Genomic DNA, 25,155 nt, shown 5'->3' on the forward strand with positions numbered 1-25,155 from the left:
TAGAGCAACCGCAATGCCCGGATTTGAACCCCCCTATTGTCTCATTAAAGGGCGGAAATTCTACTTCATATCAGCTGATAAAAAGCCAGATTCGGGAAGTTAAAATGGGGGAGAATGTGAAAATTATAGAGCCTTGTAATCTCTATGAGTGCTACCTTGGGGATAATGTTTTTGTAGGTCCTTTTGTAGAGATTCAAAGAGGAGTGAAAATAGGGGCAAAAAGTAGAATCCAAAGCCATAGTTTTTTGTGTGAGTTAGTGAATATTGGGGAATCGTGCTTCATAGGGCATGGGGTAATGTTTATTAATGATTTATTTACAGAGGGCAAACCCGCAAATGGGGATTTTACAAAGTATAAAGAAACCAAAATTGGTAATCGTGTAAGTATTGGTTCTAATGCAACCATTCTACCGGTGGAGATTTGCGATGATGTGGTGATTGGCGCAGGGAGTGTGGTTACAAAAAATATTACCAAAAAAGGTATTTATGCAGGGAATCCTGCACGATTTATAAGGGAGATTTGATGGATTTTGCGGATATTTCACAAGTTATAGAGCAGAGGCGAGAACAATTAAAACAATCTCAAGATGTGGTAGAGGTTATAGACTATGGAGCCGGGAGTTCTAATGCAAATAGAAGCAAGGAGCAAATGCAACAGGGTGTTATTTCGCAAATCCCCCTTGCTTCTTTAGCTTCTATTGGTGTTAAAAAAGAAAAAGCCCAGCAGATTTTTGAAATTTTTAAAACTTTAAAACCTAAGAGGATTTTAGAGCTTGGAACTTGTTGTGGGTTTTCTAGTGCTTATATGGGGTTTTTTGCCCCTAATGCAAAAATTTATACCATTGAGGGAAGCCCTAATATCGCTAAGGTTGCTAAAGATTCCCATAGGGTATTTGGATTAGATAATATTAAAGTTTTAGTAGGGAGATTTGATGAGGTGTTACCTAAGTTATTAAAAGAAATAGATTTAATTGATTTTGCTTTTGTTGATGGACATCACGATAAGTTTGCGACATTGGCTTATTTTCAAGAAATTTTACCCTTTATGGCTAGGGGAGGGGTTATGCTCTTTGATGATATTGCTTGGAGTGCAGGGATGAAAGAAGCGTGGAGAGAGGTTTTAGCACACAACAAGCATAAAAGATTTCAAGATTTTGGTTGGATGGGGGCTTTATGGTTGTAAAGTTTTTAGATTTAAAGAAGCAATATTTAAGCATTAAACAAGAAATTGATTCCGCAATTTTTAGGGTGATACAAAATAGTGCTTTTATAGGGGGTGATGAGGTTTTATGCTTTGAAAAAGAGTTTGCAGAATTTCTTGGGGAAGGGGTAAAAACTCTTGGTGTAGGCAATGGGACAGATGCGTTAGAAATAGCTATAGAATCGTTAAATCTCCCTCAAGGCGGGGAAGTATTAATACCCGCTAATACCTTTGTAGCAACTGCTGAAGCAGTGGTTAGGAATGGTTTAAAAGTTGTTTTTGTGGATTGTGGGAGAGATTATACTTTAGATATTGGTGATTTAGAATCTAAAATAACTCCTGCTTCTGTGGCGATTATTGCTGTGCATTTGTATGGGCAAAGCGCAAAGCTTAATGAGATTTTAAATCTTGCTAAGAAGTATCATTTAAAGGTTATTGAAGATTGTGCGCAAAGTCACGGGGCTACTTATAATGGACGCAGGGTCGGGACATTTGGGGATGTTGGGGCATTTAGTTTTTATCCGGGTAAGAATCTTGGTGCTTTTGGTGATGGGGGAATGATTGTTAGTAGGGATTTTGATTGTTTGCAGAGGTGCAGGGAGATTGCCCATCACGGCGGGTTAAGTAAGTATGAGCATCGTATAATAGGGAGAAATTCTAGGCTTGATGGGATGCAAGCTGCGATTTTGCGGGTGAAGTTAAAGTATTTAGAATCTTGGAATGCAAGACGAAGAGAGATAGCAGGATTGTATTTAGAAGGGCTAGGGGATATGCTAGATATTGCTTTGCCAGAGGTTAAAGAGAATTGCATTTGTGTGTGGCATTTGTTTGTAATTAGGACTCTAAAGCGGCAAACTTTAATGGAGGTATTGCGTAAAAATGGCATTGAATATGGTTTGCATTATCCTCTATCCTTACCCAATACACCTGCTTATGCACCTTTTGTGAAAGGAATAGAGTGCAAAAATGCTACTTGTTGGGAAGATGAAATATTATCCCTGCCAATGGGAGAGCATTTAGAGGATAAAGAGGTGCAAAAAGTAATAGAAGTGCTAAAGGATACCCTATGTGGGTAAGGAATGGTTATGGGGCTGTGCTTTGGCTTTGTGGTTTAGCAGGAAGTGGTAAAAGCACTATTGGGAAGGCTTTGTATGCAGAGATACACCAAAGAATCCCAAATGTTGTGTATTTAGATGGTGATGAATTGCGGGATTTATTAGGGGAATATGGTTATAGTAAGGAAGAGCGTATAGAAGTGGCACTAAAACGTTCAAAGTTTGCGAAATTCTTAAGTCAGCAGGGATTAGTGGTGGTAGTTACGACTATTTCTTTATTTGATGAAGTTTATAAATACAATAGAGCCACCCTTCAAAATTATTTTGAAGTGTATATTGAGTGTGAATTACAAGAGCTTATCAAAAGAGACCAAAAGGGACTTTATAGTAAGGCATTAAGGGGTGAAGTCAAAGATGTTGTAGGCGTAGATATATCTTTTGATAAACCTTGTGCGGATATGGTGGTAGAAAATACCAAGAAAGAGAATCTTAACTCTAATATCCAAAAGATTTTAAAAATTTTTGAATGAAAGTTTGATAAATACTTAAATCTATCCAAAAAGCATAATTTTAATTTTACTTCCTATATCCCTATTTCTATAAGAATCGTAAAATTTCACAAATAATAAAAATGACCTCACTTCACTAATTAAAATAAAACAATAGAGTAAGTAAAAATAAAACTCTAACTACTTATTTAAACCTCTAAACTTTAATCTTTTTAACCTGCTTATTTTTTATACTTAAACTTATACTCTCTATACTAAACCTTAAAGAGAACATTAAAAAGAAAACAATTTGCGTTAATAACACTTAGAATAATTAAAAATAGACAAAGATTATAAAGAGCAAGGTTAGTTAAGTTTAAGCATAGAGAGTAAGGATAAGTAGGGGTTATGTGTGGATATAGTGTAGCGACTGGTTTTTTAATCTTTATTTTTGATATGCTGTGTGGGTGTAGTGTGTTAATCTTTATCTTTGTTGTGTATGAGAGCAACTAAGAGTAAATAACACTAAATAATGTTAAATTAAAACAACCCAACCCTAACCAATACTAACTAATACTAAACAATACTAACCAAACCTACCTAAGCATTACCACTTAAAAGAGCTAAACAATCCTAACCAAAACTAACAACCTAACTAAGTAAAACCAAAACTCATTAACCCCTTAAAGATAAAAGAATCTTAATAGGGCTACCCAACAACCTAACAAATACTAACCAATACTATAAGGGTAAGTGAGCATAAGTGGTAGTGTGTGGTGAGTAATCGTTATTTTTTTTTGGTGGGGGGTGTGAGAGCAACCAAACCCAACTAAATAACCAAACAAACTAAACCTAACAATCCTAACCAAAACTCATTAACCCCTTAAAGATAAAAGAATTTTATAAAACCTACCTAAACATTACTACCTAAAAGAGCTAACCAATACCAAACAACCCTAACCAACCAAAGAATAACCAAAGAATAACCAAAACTAAATAAAGCCCTTAAGGGATAAAGTAAATAACACTAAACAAACCTAAGTCTTAACAAACCAATCCTAAATAAGAATAACTCAACACTCAACCAAAACCAATCCTTAAGAAATAAAGCAAGTAATACTTTATAGAGAAGTTAAACCCTTATCCTTGATAAACCCTTTTAAGGTTTAAACTCTATTAAACCTAACCCTACAATAAACTTTAAAAGAATAATAAATAACCAACAAAAGATTCAAATAGAAAATTCAAACAAAACTTAAGCTTTCAAAGAAATAACCTACTAAAACTTTATAAGAACTAATAATCCTTACTCCCTTATTATTTTTTATCTTTGCTATGCTGTGTGGGTATGTTATGTTAATCTTCATCTTTGGTTTAGTGTGGTTTTTAATCTTTATTTTTGTTGTTGTGTGAGTAAGATTAAATAAAAGTAAATAACACTAAACAAACCTAAATCTTAACAAACCCTAACTAAGATTCATTAACTCTTTTAAGATAAAAAATATAAAAGAGTATTTTTAATTACTCTTGCCACTTAAACCCCTTAACTTTATTAAATCTATGAAAACTTATTAATTTATTTATTAAAAATCTTATTAAACCCTACAATAAACTTTAAAAGAATAATAAATAACCAACAAAAGATTCAAATAGAAAATTCAAACAAAACTTAAGCTTTCAAAGAAATAACCTACTAAAACTTTATAAGAACTAATAATCCTTACTCCCTTATTATTTTTTATCTTTACTATGCTGTGTGGGTATGTTATGTTAATCATTATCTTTAGTGTAGTGTATTAGCTCTAGTGGATAGGGGTTTTAGTTATTTAGTGGGGTGTAGTGTTGGCTGTTCTTTTTAGGCATTTTTATTTAGTGTAGTAGCTAGGTTTTTACTTTATTTTTATTGTGTGCTGTATGTTGGGGAGGAGGAGGGATAAGTATTATCTTTGGTGGGGGGTATGAGAGCAACTAAAGAGTCAATAAAGCTTAGTGCTTTTATTGTCTCTTAATCTTTGTCTCTTTTTGATTATTCTAAATGTTATTAACGCAAATTGTTTTCTCTTTAATATTCTCTTTAATATTTAATAGAGAGAGTATGGCTACCTATAAAACGCCATTTTAAATCAAAGTTTTTCCATTTAAAAACGAAGCGGTTTGATTTAAAATGGAAAAAATCAGCAAACATTAAGCTTATAAAACTTGCTATTTAAAGAAGAAAAATCAATATTAATTACTTCTTCTATGGAATATCTCTAAAAAACTTAGAGAGCAAGAGAAATATAAGATTTTAAAGTTCTATAAAGTTAATGTATCTTTTTTTGGGAGGGGGATTAATGAATTTATTTATCCCTCATATTTAGGGTGAAATTCTCTTTTTGGGAAGTTTAAATACGCTGTTGGTGATGCAGGATTTAAATAGCTTAAATCTCCTAAGATATTAAAGACATAAATATTATGCATAAATATATTAATGTTTGCTAATGTGGTTGTTGGTATAGCAATGGTTTTTGGTTGTTGATAGATTTGTGGTTGGTTTTGTTGTAATAGTTTGAATATGGCATCAGATTGCATTATTAGCTCATATAATGGATAAATCATTTCTTTAATATAACTCTTATTGCCCTCTAATAATTTCCGTTGTATTTCTTTGTCTTGATTAATCAAGAAAGAAAATTTACTACTTAGCACCAATCTGTATCCCCAATATTCTTTGTCTTGAATAAATAATATCCCCTCATCTGCTAATCTTTTGATATTGAGGTATAAAATATCGACATCCTCATTAAATAAATTAATAAGTTGTTGTGTCTTGAGATCTAATTGCGGGCTGGGAAAAATTATCATTCCATTAAGAGGCAAATAAACATTTTTGTATGCGTTAAAAATAATAAACTTATCCAAAAGACTTGCTTCTTTTAGTATTGTTTTTAATCTCTTAATTTCTTTCTTTTCTTGCATGTAAGGATTTAGCCAAGCCCCAAAGAAAGCTCCCGCTAAAGTTCCACAAACGCCAATTAAACCAATCCAAATGCTAGAATCCATTACCTCTCTTTATGTTTTTGGTTTGAAATTTTATCTAATTTCTTTTGAGCTTCAAATGAGTCCACTGCTCCTATTGCTTCTTTAGATTTTATTCTCCTGTACAAGAGGGCATTTATTACAAAGTCCAAATTTGAAAGAGTGAGTAACTTTGAACTGCATAAAATGATAGTTTGCGTTTTAAAGAGGTTTGATTTAAAATGGAAAAAATCAACAAATATTAAGCTACAATCCTTGCCATTTTAAAAAGCATTTAAACAACATTTAAAACCTTTTTAAACTCTAATTTTTGCATTAAAACTTTCATTTCAAAATCAAATTTCATCTTTAATCCTTTTTTATATTAAAATCCTTTTAAAACAAAAGAGTAAAAGGTGCTAATATGGATATGGAAGAAGTCATAGAAAAGCTAAAAGATATTCTTGCAAGTGAAGGACAGACGAGCATTAAAACCATTGATGTGGCAAAGGCACTAGGGATACACCCTGATACTTTTAATTCTATGAAATTTAGAAATTCCATTCCCTATAAACAAATACTCAATTTTTTACAACAAAGGCAGATAAATATAAATTTTTTCTTTTATGGGAGTTCTCCTAAAGAGAACCTAGAATGTGAGGACAAATATAAGATTCTAAGACTCTATAAAGTTAATGCAACTTTGGGTGGCGGCGGAATTAATGAGTTTGTAAAGTATAAAGAGATAATAGTAGATAATACACTGCTAGATTTCTTTAAAGTTAAAGATTGTGAGTTTATAACAAGCTTTGGGGAATCTATGGAACCTATAATTAAAGATGGATCTATTTGCTTAATTGATAAAACAAAACCCTTTAAAGATAAAGGCATTTATGTTATTAATACAAGAGAGGGACTTTTCGTCAAGCAAGTCTTAAAAATTAGCCTTAAACTGCATTAGAATCGCTTCTCTCACTAAGATAAGCCACATTTCTACCACTATACACATCTATTATAGAGAGAATACTTGGGCGTATTTGCTTTCCATCATTATCTAGCACAATGGCATCTAGCGGAGAGCTGTCTATTTGCCATAATTGATTAGGCAAGGTATATAAATCCCTTTGCATTCCATAGGCAGGTTCTTTATAAGAGTCTGTTTTATCTGTGCCATAAGTGATAAGCGTGTATTCTAAAGAATTTGCTTTGAGGTAGGAATCCAAAAAGCGATTAAGAGTATTTAGTGAAAATAAAGGAGGAATCTCACATTTAAGGAATTTCTCATAAGAATAACCTTCAACATACAAGTGTGCAATGATATGTAGCTCTCTCCATAACTGCATCTTATTAAGGTATCCACTCCCCATTACTCTCCACATTTTTACGGCTTCAACTTGTGCCCAAGCAGGGAGTGAAGTTGTGCCTGTCTTTGCAACGCCTCTTTTATCACTTAAGCCACTTAAGCCTTGTGTTTTATATTTTCTAGCCCAATCAAAAAGCTTCCCTTGTGTGAGCTTTAAGGTAGAATCCTCCTTATTTTTAAGCACAAGGAAGTCTGCTACTCTAATTCCTGAAGCTTTTGCACTCTCATAGTCTATTAAGATTTTTTCTCTGTGCTTTGCTTGGGCTTTTTGATTAGGGGTGAGGTTATGCCAAGTAGTGCAATTCTCTTTAAGTGATTTTGCGTTAGTAGTTTCTACTGCGTCATTATGAATGCTTTTTATTTTAGCGTAGCAAATCTCATCACTGCGCAAATCCATACTCTCGCATACAGGAGCTTCTCCTACCCCACCACCAAAACAATCATTCCTACAAGAAGTGGAATCACTACTCCTAGTAGTATTACAATCACACTTGCTAATGTGATTAGTCCTTCTGTGGTGTAAAATTTCTGTCTTATTTTGTTTAATTTCTGCTTCATCCTGTTTAAGGGTTTTATAGGTTTCATCTTTATCTCCTTTACAATCCAATGTTATAGAATCCTTAGATTCCATAACATTAGATTGTGCGACTTCGTCATTGTTGGATTCCACCACTTCTTCATTGCTAGGGCTTTGCTTAAAGCTTTTCATACTCTCATTTACCCTTGCGGTTTCCACTACCTCACCCATTTCCTCTAGCACATACTTTATAGGATAGCCTTTTTCTAGGGCTTCCACTTGTGCGGAAGTTAAGGGGGTGTTCCAGATTTGGAGGACTTTACCTGCGTTGCCGCCCCTTAAATTATTTTTATAGGATATAGGAAATATTTTGCCTATAAATTTACAAATTTTTTTGCCTTTTTGGTTAGCTCTTTTAGCCGATTTATAAATAGTAAAAACATTAATGCCATACTTTTCCGCAAACTCTCCACTGCTTATCCATTGTCCCATTTTACACCACTTCTTTAAATACTTTAGCCATATAACCTTGCTCAATCATTGCATCACAGACTTCATTGGCTTCTTTTAAGCTGTCGCAGAAACGAACAAAATCCTCTCCATTTTTATCTATATAAACCACAACGAAACCACCTACCATTATGCAACCTTGAATCCCTCTTTTTCTAAAAGCTGTCTTAACTCCTTGGCTCTACCTCTTATGCCTTTAATTTTACCAGCAGACATATCATAAATGATAAAACAATCAGTATCACTCAAACCTTTAGATTTACACCAAGTGCGTAGCTTTACACCTTTTTTGCTCATTTGTCGGGTAAGACAAGTAAAATCTTTTCGTGCTTTTTTATCTTTCATAGTTATGCCTTTACTTTTATGTTATAATACACTTAACCACCCCACGAGGGAGTGGAGAAAGTGATTATAACTCTAGTTTGAAAGAGATTCTTAACTTCCAAACTTTGAAGCTTTACAACCACCTTTTTATACTTTAAAACTCGCATTTTAAAGCTCCAAAAGTGATATTCTTCCCACCCACCAAAACCACTTTTAGGTTTTTTATCTTTTTATGATAAAATTCACTTAAAAGTAATGTAATTATAGGCAAATTTTTTCTTATTGTCAAGTGTTTAGGAAAAAAATATCCTATTATTTAAAAGGTTTTTGTTTATGTTGAAAGAAATACGAGAAACTAAAGGAATTACACAAATACAACTAGCAAAAATGCTCGGCGTTTCAGAGAGAACCATAAGAAAATACGAGCAAGAAGAAGATAGTATGCAGGTGGGAATGTTTAAAAAAATAATGACTGCTTTAGATATGTCTAGCAATAGTCCAGCAATACTTCAAAAAGTGTCCAGCAATACTTCAAAAAGTGTCCAGCAATCCCCAAAAAACACAGAAATAATATCCAGCAAGGGTGTATCTCTGCCCCAAACCTTAAACGATGATATTGTATCCATTCCCTTTTACGAGGATATAACAGCAAGTGCAGGAAGCGGGGCATATAATGAAGCAGAAACAGCAGAGCAACTAAACTTCCCCAAATCCTTTTTACGCCAATATTTCGGCATTGTATCTTTTAATAATTTATCTATTATTATAGGAAAGGGCGATTCTATGTATCCCACATTGCCTAAAAATTGCTATCTTTTAGTGCAAAATGGAAGTGTTAGTGATGGAGAAATTTGTATTACTAGGATTGAAGATGAACTCTATGTTAAACGCCTCCAAAAACGCCCAAAATTAAAGCTTCTTAGCGATAATAAAGCCTACGACCCAATAGAATTAGAGGGAGAGAACTTTGAAATTATAGGACGCGTGGTAGGCTATTTCAAAAAAACTACACTTTGAGAATGTCTCTTAGGCTTCTAATGATTTTGTGATGATTTTTGTGAGTGTTTTTAATAGCGTTTAATACGAGGTTTAAGCCACTTTTTTAAGGGCATTTTGTGATTGATTTTGTGATGTTTTGTGAAAAAATAGCCATTTTGTGAAAAAATCTAAACTTAATTTTCCATTTTAAATCAAAGTATTTTTAAGCACAAATTGCCATTTTATCGCACTTTAAAGCACTTCACTTTTAAAATTTGCACTTTGAAATAAAACTACCCCCTATACTACCTTTCCCCTACCACATATAATTAAACTTCCCATACCCTGTATGCATAGTGGTATTCTTAGTCCCATTCATTCCATAGTTAGAATTCTTAAGTAGGGATAAGGATTAAACCCTACCACATATAATTAAACTTCCCATACCCTGTATGCATAGTGGTATTCTTAGTCCCATTCATTCCATAATTTAAAGAGAAATAAAAAGCATCATTTAAAGGAATAACTAAAGTAGTCCCTAAAGCATATTCTAAATTATCTAATTTACTCTCTCCTCCTCCATAATACCCTATATTAGAATATCTCCCTTTAGGATTATCTACATTAGGATTCATAGTCCAATCTACTCCTGCATACACTAAAGTCTTAAAATGTTTATGCCAATCACTATAAAAAGAAAGAGAGGTTTTAGTTTTAAATAAATTCATCTTATGGGTATAATTGCGTCTTGTAATAGTATTGATGGCATTACTCATCGTATAAGCTTTAGAATATCCTCCATTATAACCTAAACCTATCTCTGGAGTTAAAGTATGCTTAGTATTAAGCTTAATATTTATCCCCATATTAACATTAGCATCATAAGCATAAGATTTAGGTTCTCCTTTAAATTCTGTTTGTCCTACCCTTTCAGAAATATCATTTTGTATTAAACCAAATTGTGAAGAGAATTTAGAAAAGAGTTCATAATCTTTATAATTAAAAGGATGATAATACCTAACTCCTGCATAATAGGTTCTATTATTTAAAGCTAGAATATCTGAAGGATAAGTTTTAGAACTAAAATCATCATATCCTCCATAAATCCCATAAATATCTTTATTGTTAGGATTTAAATAACTATAACCAAAGATTACTCCTTTAGTATGTCCTTTAGAAGTTAATCCTCCATTTAAAGAAGTATTACTCTTAGAGATATAAGGAAGCATAAAGGCTAAATGATTCTTATCTTTAGTTTCACTAGATCTAAGTAAAGCATCACTCCCTAAATTATCAAAGTTTGCATAAATAGCTCCTTCCTCATAAGCCTTATTAAAGTTAGAATACACATTAGCACTTCCTTGATTATGGATTAAATTCACCGCATTCATAGCATTACCCATTACAGCATTTACAAAGTTTGCTCTAGCTTGGGTATTACTAATGAGTGTTTTTCCTAATGCTGCTGCTGAAGTCTTAGCAGCATCAACAGAAAAGCTTAGAGTTTTACTTAAAGCATCAACATTAACATTAACACTAGGATCATTGGTTTTAAATTCTGCTTTAGCAAAGACTTTAGAATTAATCTCTGCAGGATTGCTTATAGTAGTATCTTGAGAAGTATCAATATTAATAACATTTTTAGGATCTTGAACTAAAGAAGAGAGATTAGTAATATTTCCTGCATCAAAGGTAACATTAGAAACACTTACAACACTTAAATTAGTTCCTGTTATTTCTAAAGGTTTAACCTCTCCTTGAGAATTTGTAGAGACTAACCATTCTTCAACTTCTACTTTACCACTTCCATTACTCTCTATTTTCGTAGTATCACTAACTTTACCTGTATTACTAATACTTAAACTACCACTTCCATTATTTTTAATATTAGCACCTATACTAGCATTCCCTGTATTACTAAGGGAGAGATTTCCAGAACCAGAGTTAATAATATCTGATTGTAAGGTAGCATTCCCTTCATTTTTAATAACGATAGGAGCATCTCCACTTACTTCAATATTTCCTGCGACCTTTGCATTATCAGAATTAGTAATACTAATAGGAGCATTACCACTAGCACTAACTCCACCTCCTAAGGTAGCATTCCCTTCGTTTTTAATAACGATAGGAGCATCTCCACTTACTTCAATATTTCCTGCAACCTTTGCATTATCAGAGTTAGTAATGCTTAAAGGAGCATTAGAGGAAGAAGTGATAGATCCTCCTATGCTACTATTGCCAGAGTTAGAAATATTTAAAGGACTATCACTAGCATTAGAAATAGAACCACTTAGACTTGCAGCAATCGTTGTAGTAGTTCCATTACTATTTGTTACAACTCTATCTTCATTTTTAATATCTCCTTTAAAGTCTGCCCCTTTTTGTATCTCTATATTTCCTGCTATATTTCCTCCTTGATTTACAATACCTCCTTCTACCTTAGCATTACTCCCCATTATAATATTTCCACCCATTTCAGAGCTATTAGTAATAGCTGCTTTACCACCCTTTAGTGTTCCTTGAATATCAACATTACCTGTAAATTTATGTTGTGGGTCTGCATCAATTGCAATGGCTGAATGATTATCTCCTCCTTGTAGGATTCCTCCTTCTTTGATAATAAGGTTTCCTATGGAAGGCAAAGTATTCCTTCCACCAATTCTTAAGCCATCTTCTCCTGCCTTTAAGAGACCTCCATTTTCGATAGTGATGTTTTCAATCTTTGTATTATAAGGCCTACCTCCACCATTGAAAAAAGTAATAATATTTTTCTTAGCCTCTATAGTGCCTGAAACTTTGAGATTTTTTATAAAACCTGTTTCAATCAGAATTCCATAATTTCCACCTTTAATGGTTCCAGAGTTATTGAGATTTTCAATGGTTGGAATACTTGCGTAAGTAGTAGTCAATATACCCGCTTCCGCATTATTTGTTAATTCAATTAATCCTTTGTTGTCAATCGTAGCGATATAGGGAATGTCGTTACCATAGCCACCTACTATAAAAATTCCTACTTTCCCACCTTTTAATGTTCCTGTATTGAGGATAGTTTCTATATTAGACTTATTTTTGACAGAGATAGAGGCACTTATCTCATCAGTATATATATTACCTGTATTCTTTTCAGTCTGTATTAATCCCTTATTCTCAAAATTAGTAATGCTAGTCCCATTTAAAATATTAATCCCTACTCCTCTGTTACCCTCACTCTTAATAATTCCATTCTCACCATTAATAAAACTACTAATCGTAGCTTTATTAATAAATACCGCATCTCTACCACTTGTTTCTTTAGCAAGAATAGTTCCTGTGTTGTTAAAATTAGTAATGGTAGTATTAGGTTGTAAAGCAATACCATAACCTTTAGAATCTATTATTCCACTATTGCTAAAGTTATCAATAGTTCCTTGAGTGATATTAAAGTTAAATTTACCAGTATTAGTATTAGTTATGGTTCCAATATTTTCAAAAGATTGGATAGAGCTTGTATTAATACTAATATTATGATTCTCACTCCCACTAATTAATCCTTTATTGGTAATACTCTCTATCGTAGCATTATTTTGAATATTGATAGCATAGTTAGCATTTGTATTAGTAATACTCCCAGTATTAGTAATTTCTAAGTTTTTATATTCTTTAGTTTGTGAAGCAGAGATTTGTTTATTAGTAAGTGCTTTTGTTACTTTATTAGCATTAGTATCTGTTGTTGTATCTAAAGTATCATTACCTATTGCTACCCAATTATCTTTAGCACTAATACTATGAGGAATAGTTAATAAAACACTCGCACAGATTAAAGAGAGGAAAGAGGGGCTTAGAGATTTAGGATTTAATAATTTAAAATTAATATCTCTTATTTTGGGATTAGAATCTAATGTTTTAACATTAATCCTAGAGTATAGAGGTTTAAGATTAGAATTAGAATCTAAAAACTTAGGATTAAATAATTGAGAGATTAAACTTTGAGAATCTAAAGGTTTAGGATTCATAGCTTTTGTATTGAGATTAGAATCTAAAACTTTAGGATTTAAAAGTTTAGAATATTTATAATCAAAGTTCATATTTAAACTTTGAGAATCTAAAGGTTTAGGATTACTTTTAGAATCTAATGTTTTAACATTACTCTTAAAATCTAAGTTTAAAACATAATCTTTAACATTAACCTTGATAGTCTCTATAGGAGTATTATTGCCCCCCCCCCCAGAATTTATAATAGGGCTTACATAAAAAGATTTATTACTCATAATTTCTCCTTTTTTGCCCCCCCCCCCTAATATATATTATATTAGGAGATTTAGGCATTTTTACTATGTATTTGTCATAAGTTATTTTTAACATTTCTAGTATAGCATAAAATTTAAACTTTATTAAGTAATATTTAGGATTATTTTAACTTTTAATTAACTTTTAATTTTTGGTTTTTAAAGGAGCAGGGTGGGGTAAGCTAATTAGGGTATAATACTTTATTTTTAAAGAGTGCTTATGTTGATTTTGTTAGGATCTTGGATTAACTAAATTCTTATAGAGGTTTTGTTTAGGGTTGGTTAAGCCATAGTTTGGCAGTTTGTTTTAATCTTTCTAGGTTATCACTTGCAAAAAAGGTTATTTTTGTAGGGTTTGTGGTGGGCTTTAGGGGATATTGCTTTTGTAGATATTGCATAATCGAGTCTCCTGAATGGATAAGTAGGGGTTTGTTGTCAAAATATTTTGCTATGGATTTGGCGATAAGTGGGAAATGGGTGCAACCTAAAATAATAGCGTCTGGATTGTTTGGGTAGCTTTTGAAATAATAGTGCATTGTAGAATTTAAAATCTCTCCTTCAAAAATCCCCTCTTCTACTAGGGGAACAAAGAGGCTTGTAGCTAGTGCGGATAGGTTATGATAGCCTCGCTTTTGTAAAAGTGTTTGGTAGAGATTGCTTTTTATCGTGGCTTTTGTCCCTAAGATTAGGATTTTAGAATCTTTGTTTTTAATGGTGTTTTCTAAGGCTAAGATTCCGGGTTTAATAACCCCAATGATAGGGTAAGATGAGACTTGTTGCATTGATTGTAACCCATAGGCACTTATGGTATTGCACGCTACAATGAGTAAGTCGATATGCTGGGTTTTAAAAAAATTTAGAGCTTCTAGGGAGTATTGGATAATGACTTTTTGGCTGCGGTTTCCATAAGGAACTCTTGCGGTATCGCCATAATAAATGATTTCTTCAAAGATTTGAGAATTTATAAGGCTTTTTAAGACACTTAAGCCTCCTGCTCCACTATCAAAAACACCGATTTTTTTGGGAGTTGTTTTAATTTTTTGCACTATCATTCATCATATTTAAGAATTCTTCGTTGTCTTTGGATTTTTGCATTTGGGAGTAGAGGAAAGTTAAGGCGTCTATTTCATTATTCATTTGGTGGATAGCATTGCGTAATACCCATACTTTTTGGAGTTTATCGGCTCCTAAGAGGAGTTCTTCTTTTCTTGTTCCGCTTTTTAAAATATCCATTGCGGGGTAGATTCTACGCTCTGAAATATGTCTAGCTAGGACAATTTCGCTATTTCCTGTGCCTTTAAACTCTTCAAAAATCACTTCATCCATTCGGGAGCCTGTTTCGATAAGGGCGGTTGCGATAATGGTTAGGGAACCTCCTTGCTCGATGTTTCTAGCTGCTCCGAAAAATCGCTTTGGCTTATGGAGGGCATTAGCATCTACCCCTCCGCTTAGGACTTTACCACTACTTGGGGTCGCGGTATTATAAGCCCTTGCGAGTCTAGTAATAGAATCAAGCAAGATTACTACATCTTTGCCTAACTCTACCATTCTTTTAGCCTTTTCTATAACAAGCTCCGCAACGCGTGTGTGATTATTCGCTGGCATATCAAAGGTGGAGCTATAAACCTCTCCTTTAACGCTTCTTTCCATATCGGTTACTTCCTCTGGACGCTCATCGACTAGTAAAACAATGAGTTCAATTTCTGGATGATTGTGCGTGATTCCATAGGCTAATTCTTTCATAAGCTCTGTTTTTCCTGTCCTTGGCGGTGCTACGATTAAGGCTCTTTGTCCTTTGCCAATGGGGGCAAATAAATCTAGCATTCTTCCGGTGATTTTTAGGCTATTGTATTCTAAATGGATTTGCTCTGTTGGGAATAGGGGGGTTAGATTATCAAAGAGGGGGCGGTTTTTCATCTCATCGTGGGATTGGTAGTTAATCGCTTCTATTTTTAGCAATGCATAGTAACGTTCTTGGTCTTTAGGGGAGCGGACTTGTCCGGTTACAATATCTCCACTTCTTAGGGCGAATCTGCGGATTTGGGTGCTACTTACATAGGCGTCATTTTGAGAGCCAGAGAAGTTTTCATCAATAGCGCGTAAGAAACCATAGCCTTCTGAAGTGATTTCTAAAATCCCGGTAAAGAGGATAAAACCGCCTTTACTCACTTGGGTTTTTAAGATTTCAAAGATTAAGTCTTGACGCAAAAGCTCTTGGGGGTTTTCAATACCTAAGGATTTTGCAATATCGGCTAGTTTGTTAATAGGTTTTGCACGTAAGTCTTCTATGGTGTAGCCCTCAACGGGTGTATGTGTCCTCATCTTTTGTTCTTTTTTATGCTGATTATCGCTCATATAAAAACCTTTTTAAAATCGCAAAACTCCTTTTAAGAGAGTGCAAAAATTTTGCTTGTCAAAGAATGCTTAAGAGAACTATTAAGATTAGTTTTATTTAAGTCTTTAGTTTAAGTCGAAGTTTCCCTTCTAGTAGTTTTGCAGATGTTACAATAAAGTAGAATTTTAGTCTAAAACTTTTTTCTTGTCAATATTAATTTATTAATGGGTAGAAAATTAACACATTCTTTTAATGTTTGGTGGATTCCTTAAATATTACTAATAAAGAATTGACTTTATATATAAATTAAGTTTTAATGCTTGTTTTATAACTAAATTTGGTAAAAGGAAGCTTCAGATGAATAAAGGTTTGATTATGGTTTTATGGGCTATTGTAGCCATTATTGGGGCTTATAGTTTTGGGGTTTTAGCACTCCATAGCGGAGAGAGCATTTCTGCGGTTTGGTTAGTAGTAGCCGCTGTATGTATTTATGCTATTGGCTATAGGTTTTATTCTAAATATATCGCTTGTAAGGTGTTAGAGTTAGATGATAATCGTGCTACTCCTGCGGTAATAAATAATGATGGTAGGGATTTTGTCCCTACTAATAAGATAGTGCTTTTTGGGCATCATTTTGCCGCTATTGCGGGAGCAGGTCCTTTGGTTGGTCCTATTTTAGCAGCACAAATGGGGTATTTGCCCAGTATGCTTTGGATTGTTGTAGGTGTTGTGTTAGCAGGGGCTGTGCATGATTTTACGGTGCTGTTTATCTCTATGCGTAGGAATGGTAAATCTTTAGGAGAGATTATTAAGCTAGAGCTTGGTAAGGGAGTAGGGAGTATTACTATGATTGGGATTTTAGGTATTATGATGCTTATTATTGCGATTTTATCCCTTGTGGTGGTGAATGCCTTAGCACAATCGCCTTGGGGGTTATTTACGATTGCTATGACGATACCTATTGCGATTTATATGGGGATTCATATGCGTTTCTTGCGTCCAGGTAGGATTGGGGAGGCAAGTATTATAGGCTTTGTATTGCTTATCTTGGCACTTATTTATGGTAGTGAGGTGGCAGCAAGTCCTACTTTAAGTGCGTTTTTTACTTTAAGTCCTGTTAGCTTAACTTATGTAATTATTATTTATGGCTTTGTCGCTGCTATTTTACCTGTGTGGTTTTTGCTCGCTCCTAGGGATTATTTAAGCACTTTTTTAAAAATTGGCGTTATCGTGCTTATGGCGGTGGGGATTTTAATTGTCGCTCCAGAGGTTAAATTTGCAAGTGTAACGCAATTTATTGATGGGAGTGGTCCGGTTTTTAGCGGAGAATTATTCCCCTTTTTATTTATTACTATTGCTTGTGGGGCAATTAGTGGATTCCACGCACTTATTTCAAGTGGGACAACCCCTAAAATGCTAGAGAGAGAATCGCACGCTAGGGCTGTTGGTTATGGAGCTATGATTATGGAATCTGCAGTTGCGGTAATGGCGTTAATAGCGGCTGTAATTCTAACTCCGGGATTGTATTTTTCTTTAAATGTTGCTCCAGCTGCACTTGGGACGAGTGCTTTTTATGAGAGTGGAGCACTAAAAGATGCTGCTCTTGCTGCACAGGTAGCAGCACAGACTATTAGTAGTTGGGGATTTGTTATTACTCCAGAGGAGATTTTAAATACTGCACAAGAAATAGGGGAGGGCAGTATTTTAAGCAAAACAGGGGGAGCACCGACTTTTGCGGTTGGTTTAGCTGTTATTATTTCGCAAGTTCCACTTTTTAGTCAAGGTTCTATGGCGTTTTGGTATCATTTTGCTATTTTGTTTGAAGCACTTTTTATCTTAACGGCAGTAGATGCAGGAACAAGGGCTGCTAGGTTTATGGTGCAAGATATATTAGGTAATGTTTATAAGCCCTTTGGGAATATTCAATCTGTTTTTTATGGTGCGATTGCGACTTTGATTTGTGTAGCCCTTTGGGGTTATATTCTTTATCAAGGGGTAACAGACCCACAAGGTGGTATTAAATCTCTTTGGACGCTCTTTGGGGTTTCTAATCAAATGCTTGCGGGAATGGCTTTGCTTGCTGTGGTGGTCGTGCTTTTTAAAATGGGTAAAATTAAACAATCTTGGGTTGTCATTTTGCCTGTAACTTGGGTATTGGTAAGCACTTTGTATGCGGGGACTTTAAAGCTACTTCCTGCTAATGGAGAGAAGATTCACGATTCTGTTAGCCATATCGCCATTTGGCAAAATAATAGTGCAAAAGCCGAAGTAAAAATGCTTGAAGCAATGGCAACAAGTGATGTAGAGCTGGCTACTAAACTCACTCAAGAGGCACAAAGGCTTTCAAAGATTGCTAATAATAATCTTTTAAATGCGATTCTTTGTGCCTTTTTTATGTTTGTAACTTTGCTTGTTTTGGTGCAAACTCTAAGGATTTGTTGGCAGTGTTCTAGGGGGCAAAAAACCATTCCTTTAGCGGAATTTCCTTATAAAAAGATAAGTGATTATGAGGGGGTTGTTTAATGGATAGAATATTAAAGGTTTTTAGCTTACTAAAAAAAATCTATCAAAAATCTGATAGATTTTTGTATTTACTTGTTGGCATACCTAGTTATGATAAATATAAAGAGTATATGTCTAAATACCGCCCTAATGAACCCCTTAAAACACAAGAGGAGTTTTTTAAAGAAGCTATGGATAATAAATATGGTTCTAAGGGCAATCCTAAGTGTTGTTAAGAAAGACGCGATAAGTTTATCGATACCTAATCATTCTTGCACTTGGGGTGTTTGTGTGATTCTTTCTATTTCTGCGATGGCTTGTATAATACCATATCGGTTTAAAACCACATTACTTCTAGCTTTTGTTAGGAGTAATTCCGCATCTAAAAAATTGCTTGTGCTTTCAATCCTTGCTTTATAGCGATTTTGTGAGATTCTATAATTTTCCTCTGCTTGTTTAAGGGCTATAAGGGAGATTTCATAAGCATTTAGAGCAAGATTATAAGTTTCTAGGCTTTCAAAGAGTTGTAAATTTAGATTTTCTATGAGGGTGATTCTTTGGGATTGAAAAGCTAATTTATTGACTTTAGAGGATTCTAAGAGATATTTATCTTTAAAGCCATTGAAAAGATTAAGATTGATTTGTAATTCTGCTGAAGTTTCCTCTCTATAACTACCATTTTTGCCTATTAATGGGTAATTATCGCTATAATTGGTGTATTTTCCTATAAGGTTAATATCGGGTAGAAAATTTCCCTCATTGCTTTTGATGAGATAATCTTTGCTTTGGATGATTTTGTCTAGGTGGAGTAATGCGGAATTCTTTGCATACATAAGATTTTGTAGGGCATCAAGCTTCAAGCTTGGTTTATGGAGTTTTAATTCTATAAGTTCTTTGGGATTAATGCTTGTGTTTGTGTATCGTTCAAGCGTTTTTATAAAGTAGGCTAAATTACTCTTTGCGCTTAAGAGTGTTTGCGTGGCATTTTTAAGTTCTACTTCTACTTTCAATAAATCATTTTTAGGGATTAATCCTACTTTATAAAATTCTGCACTTTCTCTCCTTTGCTCCTCTAAGAGGGCTTTAGATTGCTCGGCTATGAGGACATTTTGGTTTTGACGCAACACATTAATATAAGCGGTTTTAACTAGCAAAATAATATCCTCTTTAGTGGCTTGTAATTGGTGTTCTTGTGCTTGGTAGAGAGAGTTAGAGCTAGAGAGTGTGAAAATATCGCTTAATCCATTAAAAAGGTTATAGGTAATGTTACCTCCAAAACTTCCTGAAGCTTTTTTATCTCTTTGGTTTAGGCGATTGCTTTGATTGGTGGTGTAATTAGCGTCAATAGATGGATAAAAAGGGCTTTGGTTTTTTTGGTGAATATATTGCATTTCTTTTAAAAGGTATGTTTGTTCTTTGATATTATGATTATTATTAAGGGTTAATTCTATGGCTTCTTGCAAACTTAGTGCATAGCTAAAATGAAAAAGACTTATAAGGAGTAATATTTTATAAAACATACTTTTTTTCCTTAGTGATAAAAAAAGATAAAAGGCAAGGGATTAGGAAAATGGTTAAAAAGGTGGATAATGCTAATCCCCCTAAGATTACTGCCCCAAGCCCTCGATAGATTTCGCTTCCAGCCCCGGGAGCTAGGACTAAGGGAAGCATACCAAAGAGTGAGGTTAGGGAGCTCATATAAATAGGTCGGATTCGGACTCTTATAGCTTCTATAATGGCTTTTTGATAATCCATTCCATAAATCCTAATATTATGTAAAGATTGATAGATGATTAAAATAGCGTTATTTACAACAATTCCTACTAAAATAATAAAGCCAAGCATTGTAAGGACATCTAAACTTTGCTTGATTAAAAAGGTATCCACAAGCCATAAGCCTAAAATCCCTCCACTTAAAGCTAAAGGGATAGTAAAGAGTATGATAAAGGGGTAAATAAAGTCCTCATATAAAGCTGCCATTAACAGATAGATAATAAAAACAGCAAGGATGAATCCCCCCTCTAAAGCAAGCCGTATTTTTGTAAGTTGGTTAGCATTTCCACCAAGGGTTAGTTTATTGTCCCCTAAAAAACCATTGTTTCTAAGTTTTTCTAAAACTTCCTTTTCTATTTTATCCATCGCTTCTTGTAGCGTGATATTTTGGGGGGGATTGATTTGTAGGGTTATGGTGCGGTTTGTCTCTAAATGCCTAATTTCGTTAATGCCATATTCTAGTTTTTGTAAAGCTAATGAAGAGAGCGGTAATATCCCTCCATTAGGAGTATAAATAAGGGAACGATGAAGTTCTTCTGGAGAGGAGATTTGGGATTTTTGAGTTTTTAAGATTAAGTCTATATTGTTTCTCCCCTCTTCTTTGTATTCTGCAATTTTTCTGCCATCCATTAAAACATCTAGGGCTATACCAAAACTTCTTGAGTCTAAGCCCACTGCTTTTAATCTGTCATTATTGGGATAGAGATTAAATTCTGGATAGAGTAATTCTAGGCTTGGGATAGGTCTTATTTGTGTTTGTGTTCCAAAGGTTTCAAAAATAATTTTTTGTAATTCTAGGGCGGTTGCTATAATGGATTCTAAATTTTCTCCGCTAATATTGACATCAATGCTTCTTCCTGCTCCCCCTCTTCTTTCAAAGATGCCTGCTTGGGAGGTATTTCCGCTAATACCGGGAATGGTTGCAATACATTCTCTTGCTAAGGGGATGAGTTCAGCAGCCCTTGTAATCTCTGTAGAACGCAATCCAAAGAGCATATTGGATTCACTCCCTAAATAGAATATATTGTGGATAGGAGGCATTTTTTCATTACCTTTAAACCCATTTTCTTTTAAATAAGGTTGCAGACACGTAAAAAGCATTTCACCGATTTTTTGACGCTCATTATAAGAAAGTCCTGGAGGTGGGTTTAGAATGCTTAGAATGAAATTTTGATTGCCTTGTGGGAGATATTCCATTTTGGGGAATAGAATATAACCTAATAGCAAGGGGAGGGAGGTTAAAGTAAGGATTGTAAGAACCTTGCTTTTAGTGTTTTGAAGGCATTTTTGGACGAAAAACATAATGAGGGCTACACATTTATCACCAAAATTTTGGAGGCATTGGGAGATAGTATTTAAGGGTTTTAGAGGGATTGTTTGGAATTTTGGTGTTATTTTATGTATTTGGTAATATAAAGTTGGAATAACTATTAGGGATACAAAAAGTGAGAAAGCAACCGCACTGCTTGCAGCAAGGGCTATATCTTTGAAAAGTTGTCCTGCTTCTTCTTGTATCCTAATAATAGGGATAAAGATAGCAATAGTAGTAAGCACAGAAGCAATTAATCCGCCAATAACTTCTGTGGTTCCATCATTAATAGCTTGAAAGAGGGGTTTATTCATTTTTGTATGTCTATGGATATTTTCTAATACTACAATAGATGAATCTACAAGCATACCTACTGCAAAAGAGATCCCCGCTAAAGAGACAACATTTAAAGTCCTATTAAGGGCTGCCATAATGATAAAAGTCCCAAAAATACTTAGGGGTATGGAGAGTGCGATAATAAAGGTAGAGGTGATAGAGCGTAAGAATATAAGGAGTATCCCACAAGCTAAAAAAGCTCCTATAAAAATGTTTTGTTGCACTAAAGCAATGGCTTGTTGTATATAATCCCTTTGGTCATACATCCATTCTAATTTTAGGTGTTCTTTGGCTAGGATTCCTGCATTGAGACTTAAAAAAACTTTTTCTACTTGATTTGTTAAATCTAAAACATTAGCATCAGCGGTAGGCTTGATAAAAATACTTAAGGCTTCCTTGCCATTATAAAGGGAAGCGGTCGTTTTGGTGCTATAACCTTCTTTGACTTCTGCAATATCCTTAATTCTTACACGTTTTAAGCCATCACTCCAAAGAATGGTGTCAGCAATCATTTGTGGGGTTTTATATTCAGCATTTGTGCGGATTCTATAAGATTTTCTTCCATAATTCATAATTCCAGCAGAGATATTGACATTTTCTCTCTCTAGGGTGTTGATAATAGAATCAATGCTTAAATTATAAGCGGCTAATTTTTGATAATCTAAGATAATATGCATTTCTCTATTATCTCCACTAGGGAAAAACACTTCTGCAACACCCTCTATTCTTTCAAAATATTGAATGATTTGCTCATTAAAAAAAGTTCGGTATTGGCGGACATTTTTATTTTTGTCTAAGCTTATTAACATCATACGCACTATGGGTGAAGTATCTTCTCCAGTAGCCCTTATAATAGGCTTATCTATATTATCAGGGTATCCTTTAACTTCATTAAGCTTATTACTAACTTCTAACATCACTTGGGTTAAATTGGTGTTAATGTTAAATTCTAAGGTAATAAAGGCTCTGCTATTGCGAGCGTTAGAATATAAACTTACTAAATTATCAATGCCTTTAAGGGCTTGTTCTTGCCTTTGGATAATTTCTCTTTCTATTTCATAGGGTGTTGCACCGCTCCAAGTTGTTTGTATAGTAATAATAGGACGCGTAACTTTTGGCGTTAATTGATAAGGCAGACTCTTAAGGCTTAAAATTCCAAAGAGTGCCATTAAAATCATTAAAACAATAATAACAATGGGTCGGTTAATTAGTGTTTTTATCATAATGCTTGTTCTTTAATGCTCTCTCCATCCTTTAAACGTTCATTACCTTGAGTAATAACTCTATCTTCTGTGCTTAGGGTCGTATTTAGTGGTTCAATAGAGGCATTAAATCCTTCATAACCCTTGATATTAACCATTACTTGTTTAGCTTTGTTGTCTTTGATGATAAAAATCGCGTAGCCATTTTGTATGGGAATGATACTATCTCTAGGGACAAGAAGACTTTCTTTTTCTCTTTGTATATGTAGGTTAGCTTTAACTTCTAAGCCTTCAATGAGTTCTCCTTTTTTATCTTCAATAGAGAGTTTAATAGGGAAAGTCCTAGTTTTGGAATCTCCTAGAGGAATAATGGCGATGATTTTAGATGGGTAGTTTTTACCAGCAATGGAGGTTTCTATAGTATCCCCAATTTTTAAAGAACGTAAGATTGCAAAGGGGACTTCAATGGTTGCTTCTAGCGGGGTGAGTTTGGCGATTTTAAAAACATTTGCTCCTGTGCTTACCCACTCACCAATTTTGAGGGTTTTTTCTAAAACTACCCCATCATAGGGGGCTTTTATCACTTTTTTTTGTAGTTGTGCTTGGAGTAGCTGTAACTCTGAAGCAATAGCGTTTGTATTTCCCTCTTGAGCTTGTAGGTCAAAGAGGGCGTCTTCGTATTCTTTATAAGCAATGGAATTACTTTTATAAAGCTCCTCATAACGTTTAAAATCTTTTGTGCTTTTTTTTAAAAGAGCTTGTGCTTGTCGTAAGAGAGCTTTTTTAATAGTAATTTCTGTATTTAGTAAATCACTATTAAGCCGTGCTAGGGCTTGATTTTTTTGGATTTTATCCCCTTCATTGACAAAAATTTCTTCGATAACACCAGAAATTTCAGAGGCTAAAAAGGATCGTTCGCTAAAATACAAAGACCCGATATAGTAATGATTTTGTGTAAAGATTCCATTTTTAATAGGCTCTGCGACGATGAGTGTAGGGTTTCCTAAGAGTTGATAAGAAAAGAGCAAAATACAAATGATAAGGATTTTCATATTTCTATTAAGACTCCAAAGTTTTGGTATTTATGTTTTTAAAAGAGCATCAAACTTCTTTTGTAAAAAAAGGGGTTGGTAAGACTGCTTGGCTTTCCTTAACCCTTCAATCCCTAAATCCTCTTCACGATTGACATAAGTATAATTGTGCCACTCTCTAGCTAAAAACTCTCTATTGATAGCTTGATAAGCCCCTTGATAGTCAATATCTGCCTTTTCGATATGGATAACAATCGTATTTGCATTTAGAGGTTCCCCAAAACTAAAAGCGATAATTTTGCCATTTACCCTGATAATTCCTCCTTTAAAGCTTAGAGTATGAAAGGCTTTTAAGGATTCTATAATCCCTATATATTCATTCTTTAAGCCCTCATTAGCATTATCCTTATCAAACCATTGTTCATAGGTTGTAATAAGTTCTGCAACATTACAAGTATCTAGGGCTTCATAACTAAAAGGATAACGTTCTAAAAAGCGATTAAGATGGGTTTTTTTCTTATGATATTTTTTGCCCTTTAACGCAATAAGCTCGGGGATAGAGTAAATATAATCGCTCCTATCCTCCCTATAAACATAATCAAAAGCATTAGGTAGCAAGGATTCTAACTCCTCCTTATCTACTTGGCTTAAAGAATGGATAGAAAACTCCAAGCTTTGAGTTTTATATCCCTGCATAATGGCTAGAATGGCTTGTTTTTTGGATTCTTTATGGTTGTCTTTGTGGATAGGATAAAAGATAAAGGGTTGTTTATTGGGGTATTGGGTTTGTATTACAAGGCAGTCGTTACAAACACAATAACTAATGGCTCTTGAGTAGTGCCATAAATAAAGATTACTAAAAGTTAAATCCGATACTAAGAGGTTTTGAGGTTTTAAAAAACTTTCAATGAATGCTTTATCTTCTATGCTAATAGGCTTAAAGTCCATACAATTTCCTTATTTTAAAGC

The 25,155-nt window shown here is 34.0% G+C and carries 18 protein-coding genes and 1 pseudogene; 8 read left to right on the plus strand and 11 right to left on the minus strand.

What is annotated here, in order from left to right; translation table 11 throughout:
* Positions 1–104: 104 nt before the first annotated feature.
* Genes CDV25_RS01345 through CDV25_RS01360 form a run of 4 tightly spaced genes read left to right on the plus strand, consistent with a single transcriptional unit; the run spans position 105 to position 2,786 of the window.
* Positions 105–524: an acyltransferase gene (locus CDV25_RS01345; protein WP_108911798.1), complete on the plus strand. Its 420-nt coding sequence runs from the start codon at positions 105–107 to the stop codon at positions 522–524.
* On the plus strand, positions 524–1,183 hold the full coding sequence (locus CDV25_RS01350) for an O-methyltransferase (protein WP_239056378.1): 660 nt from the start codon (positions 524–526) through the stop codon (positions 1,181–1,183). Before CDV25_RS01345 ends, CDV25_RS01350 begins: the two co-directional genes overlap by 1 nt.
* The gene (locus tag CDV25_RS01355) at positions 1,174–2,277 is read left to right on the plus strand and encodes a DegT/DnrJ/EryC1/StrS family aminotransferase (protein WP_108910450.1); all 1,104 of its coding nucleotides are present in this window, start codon (positions 1,174–1,176) and stop codon (positions 2,275–2,277) included. The genes CDV25_RS01350 and CDV25_RS01355 overlap by 10 nt, the downstream gene beginning before the upstream one ends.
* Positions 2,268–2,786: an adenylyl-sulfate kinase gene (locus CDV25_RS01360; RefSeq protein ID WP_108910451.1), complete on the plus strand. Its 519-nt coding sequence runs from the start codon at positions 2,268–2,270 to the stop codon at positions 2,784–2,786. The genes CDV25_RS01355 and CDV25_RS01360 overlap by 10 nt, the downstream gene beginning before the upstream one ends.
* A gap of 2,301 nt (positions 2,787–5,087) precedes the next feature.
* On the opposite strand, the gene CDV25_RS01365 is transcribed toward CDV25_RS01360, so the two are convergent.
* Entirely contained in the window at positions 5,088–5,786 is a 699-nt protein-coding gene (locus CDV25_RS01365; protein ID WP_108910452.1) for a hypothetical protein, read from the minus strand.
* Between the two features lie 379 nt (positions 5,787–6,165).
* Between CDV25_RS01365 and CDV25_RS01370 the strand changes: the two are divergent.
* A pseudogene (locus CDV25_RS01370) lies at positions 6,166–6,681 on the plus strand (S24 family peptidase); the annotation flags it as partial.
* Positions 6,682–6,688: 7 nt separating this feature from the next.
* On the opposite strand, the gene CDV25_RS01375 reads toward CDV25_RS01370, so the two are convergent.
* Genes CDV25_RS01375 through CDV25_RS01380 form a run of 3 tightly spaced genes read right to left on the minus strand, consistent with a single transcriptional unit; the run spans position 6,689 to position 8,476 of the window.
* On the minus strand, positions 6,689–8,113 hold the full coding sequence (locus CDV25_RS01375; protein WP_108910454.1) for a hypothetical protein: 1,425 nt from the start codon (positions 8,111–8,113) through the stop codon (positions 6,689–6,691).
* A gap of 1 nt (position 8,114) precedes the next feature.
* Positions 8,115–8,261, minus strand: coding sequence for a hypothetical protein (locus CDV25_RS10075; protein ID WP_162550389.1), 147 nt, complete (start codon positions 8,259–8,261; stop codon positions 8,115–8,117).
* Positions 8,261–8,476, minus strand: coding sequence for a hypothetical protein (locus CDV25_RS01380; RefSeq protein ID WP_108910455.1), 216 nt, complete (start codon positions 8,474–8,476; stop codon positions 8,261–8,263). The genes CDV25_RS10075 and CDV25_RS01380 overlap by 1 nt, the downstream gene beginning before the upstream one ends.
* A gap of 312 nt (positions 8,477–8,788) precedes the next feature.
* Here CDV25_RS01380 and CDV25_RS01385 point away from each other — a divergent pair, with 312 nt between their 5' ends.
* Positions 8,789–9,472, plus strand: a complete 684-nt coding sequence (locus CDV25_RS01385) for a LexA family transcriptional regulator (RefSeq protein ID WP_239056379.1) — start codon at positions 8,789–8,791, stop codon at positions 9,470–9,472.
* A 380-nt stretch (positions 9,473–9,852) separates the two neighbouring features.
* Here CDV25_RS01385 and CDV25_RS01390 read toward each other — a convergent pair whose 3' ends face one another.
* The 3 genes from CDV25_RS01390 to rho form a co-directional block, all read right to left on the minus strand.
* Positions 9,853–13,680, minus strand: a complete 3,828-nt coding sequence (locus CDV25_RS01390; RefSeq protein WP_108910457.1) for a hypothetical protein — start codon at positions 13,678–13,680, stop codon at positions 9,853–9,855.
* Positions 13,681–13,970: 290 nt separating this feature from the next.
* The gene (gene murI / locus CDV25_RS01395) at positions 13,971–14,750 is read right to left on the minus strand and encodes a glutamate racemase (RefSeq protein WP_108910458.1); all 780 of its coding nucleotides are present in this window, start codon (positions 14,748–14,750) and stop codon (positions 13,971–13,973) included.
* Positions 14,731–16,053, minus strand: coding sequence for a transcription termination factor Rho (rho, locus tag CDV25_RS01400; protein ID WP_108910459.1), 1,323 nt, complete (start codon positions 16,051–16,053; stop codon positions 14,731–14,733). The genes murI and rho overlap by 20 nt, the downstream gene beginning before the upstream one ends.
* 337 nt (positions 16,054–16,390) lie before the next feature.
* Between rho and CDV25_RS01405 the strand changes: the two genes are divergently transcribed.
* Positions 16,391–18,556: a carbon starvation CstA family protein gene (locus CDV25_RS01405; protein WP_108910460.1), complete on the plus strand. Its 2,166-nt coding sequence runs from the start codon at positions 16,391–16,393 to the stop codon at positions 18,554–18,556.
* The gene (locus CDV25_RS01410) at positions 18,556–18,771 is read left to right on the plus strand and encodes a CstA-like transporter-associated (seleno)protein (RefSeq protein WP_108910461.1); all 216 of its coding nucleotides are present in this window, start codon (positions 18,556–18,558) and stop codon (positions 18,769–18,771) included. The genes CDV25_RS01405 and CDV25_RS01410 overlap by 1 nt, the downstream gene beginning before the upstream one ends.
* Before the next feature lie 30 nt (positions 18,772–18,801).
* Here CDV25_RS01410 and CDV25_RS01415 read toward each other — a convergent pair whose 3' ends face one another.
* Genes CDV25_RS01415 through CDV25_RS01430 form a run of 4 tightly spaced genes read right to left on the minus strand, consistent with a single transcriptional unit; the run spans position 18,802 to position 25,134 of the window.
* Positions 18,802–20,055 carry a TolC family protein gene (locus tag CDV25_RS01415; RefSeq protein WP_108910462.1) on the minus strand — a complete coding sequence of 418 codons (1,254 nt, stop codon included), beginning with the start codon at positions 20,053–20,055 and terminating at the stop codon, positions 18,802–18,804.
* Complete coding sequence (locus CDV25_RS01420; RefSeq protein ID WP_108910463.1) at positions 20,045–23,176, minus strand: efflux RND transporter permease subunit; 3,132 nt, start codon at positions 23,174–23,176, stop codon at positions 20,045–20,047. The genes CDV25_RS01415 and CDV25_RS01420 overlap by 11 nt, the downstream gene beginning before the upstream one ends.
* Positions 23,173–24,207, minus strand: a complete 1,035-nt coding sequence (locus tag CDV25_RS01425; protein ID WP_108910464.1) for an efflux RND transporter periplasmic adaptor subunit — start codon at positions 24,205–24,207, stop codon at positions 23,173–23,175. Before CDV25_RS01425 ends, CDV25_RS01420 begins: the two co-directional genes overlap by 4 nt.
* A gap of 30 nt (positions 24,208–24,237) precedes the next feature.
* A complete protein-coding gene (locus tag CDV25_RS01430; RefSeq protein ID WP_108910465.1) occupies positions 24,238–25,134 on the minus strand; it encodes a DUF2156 domain-containing protein in 897 nt (298 codons plus the stop codon).
* Between the last annotated feature and the right edge of the window lie 21 nt (positions 25,135–25,155).

Origin of the sequence: Helicobacter apodemus (assembly GCF_003097575.1) — a bacterium.
Taxonomy (GTDB): Bacteria; Campylobacterota; Campylobacteria; order Campylobacterales; family Helicobacteraceae; genus Helicobacter_D; species Helicobacter_D apodemus.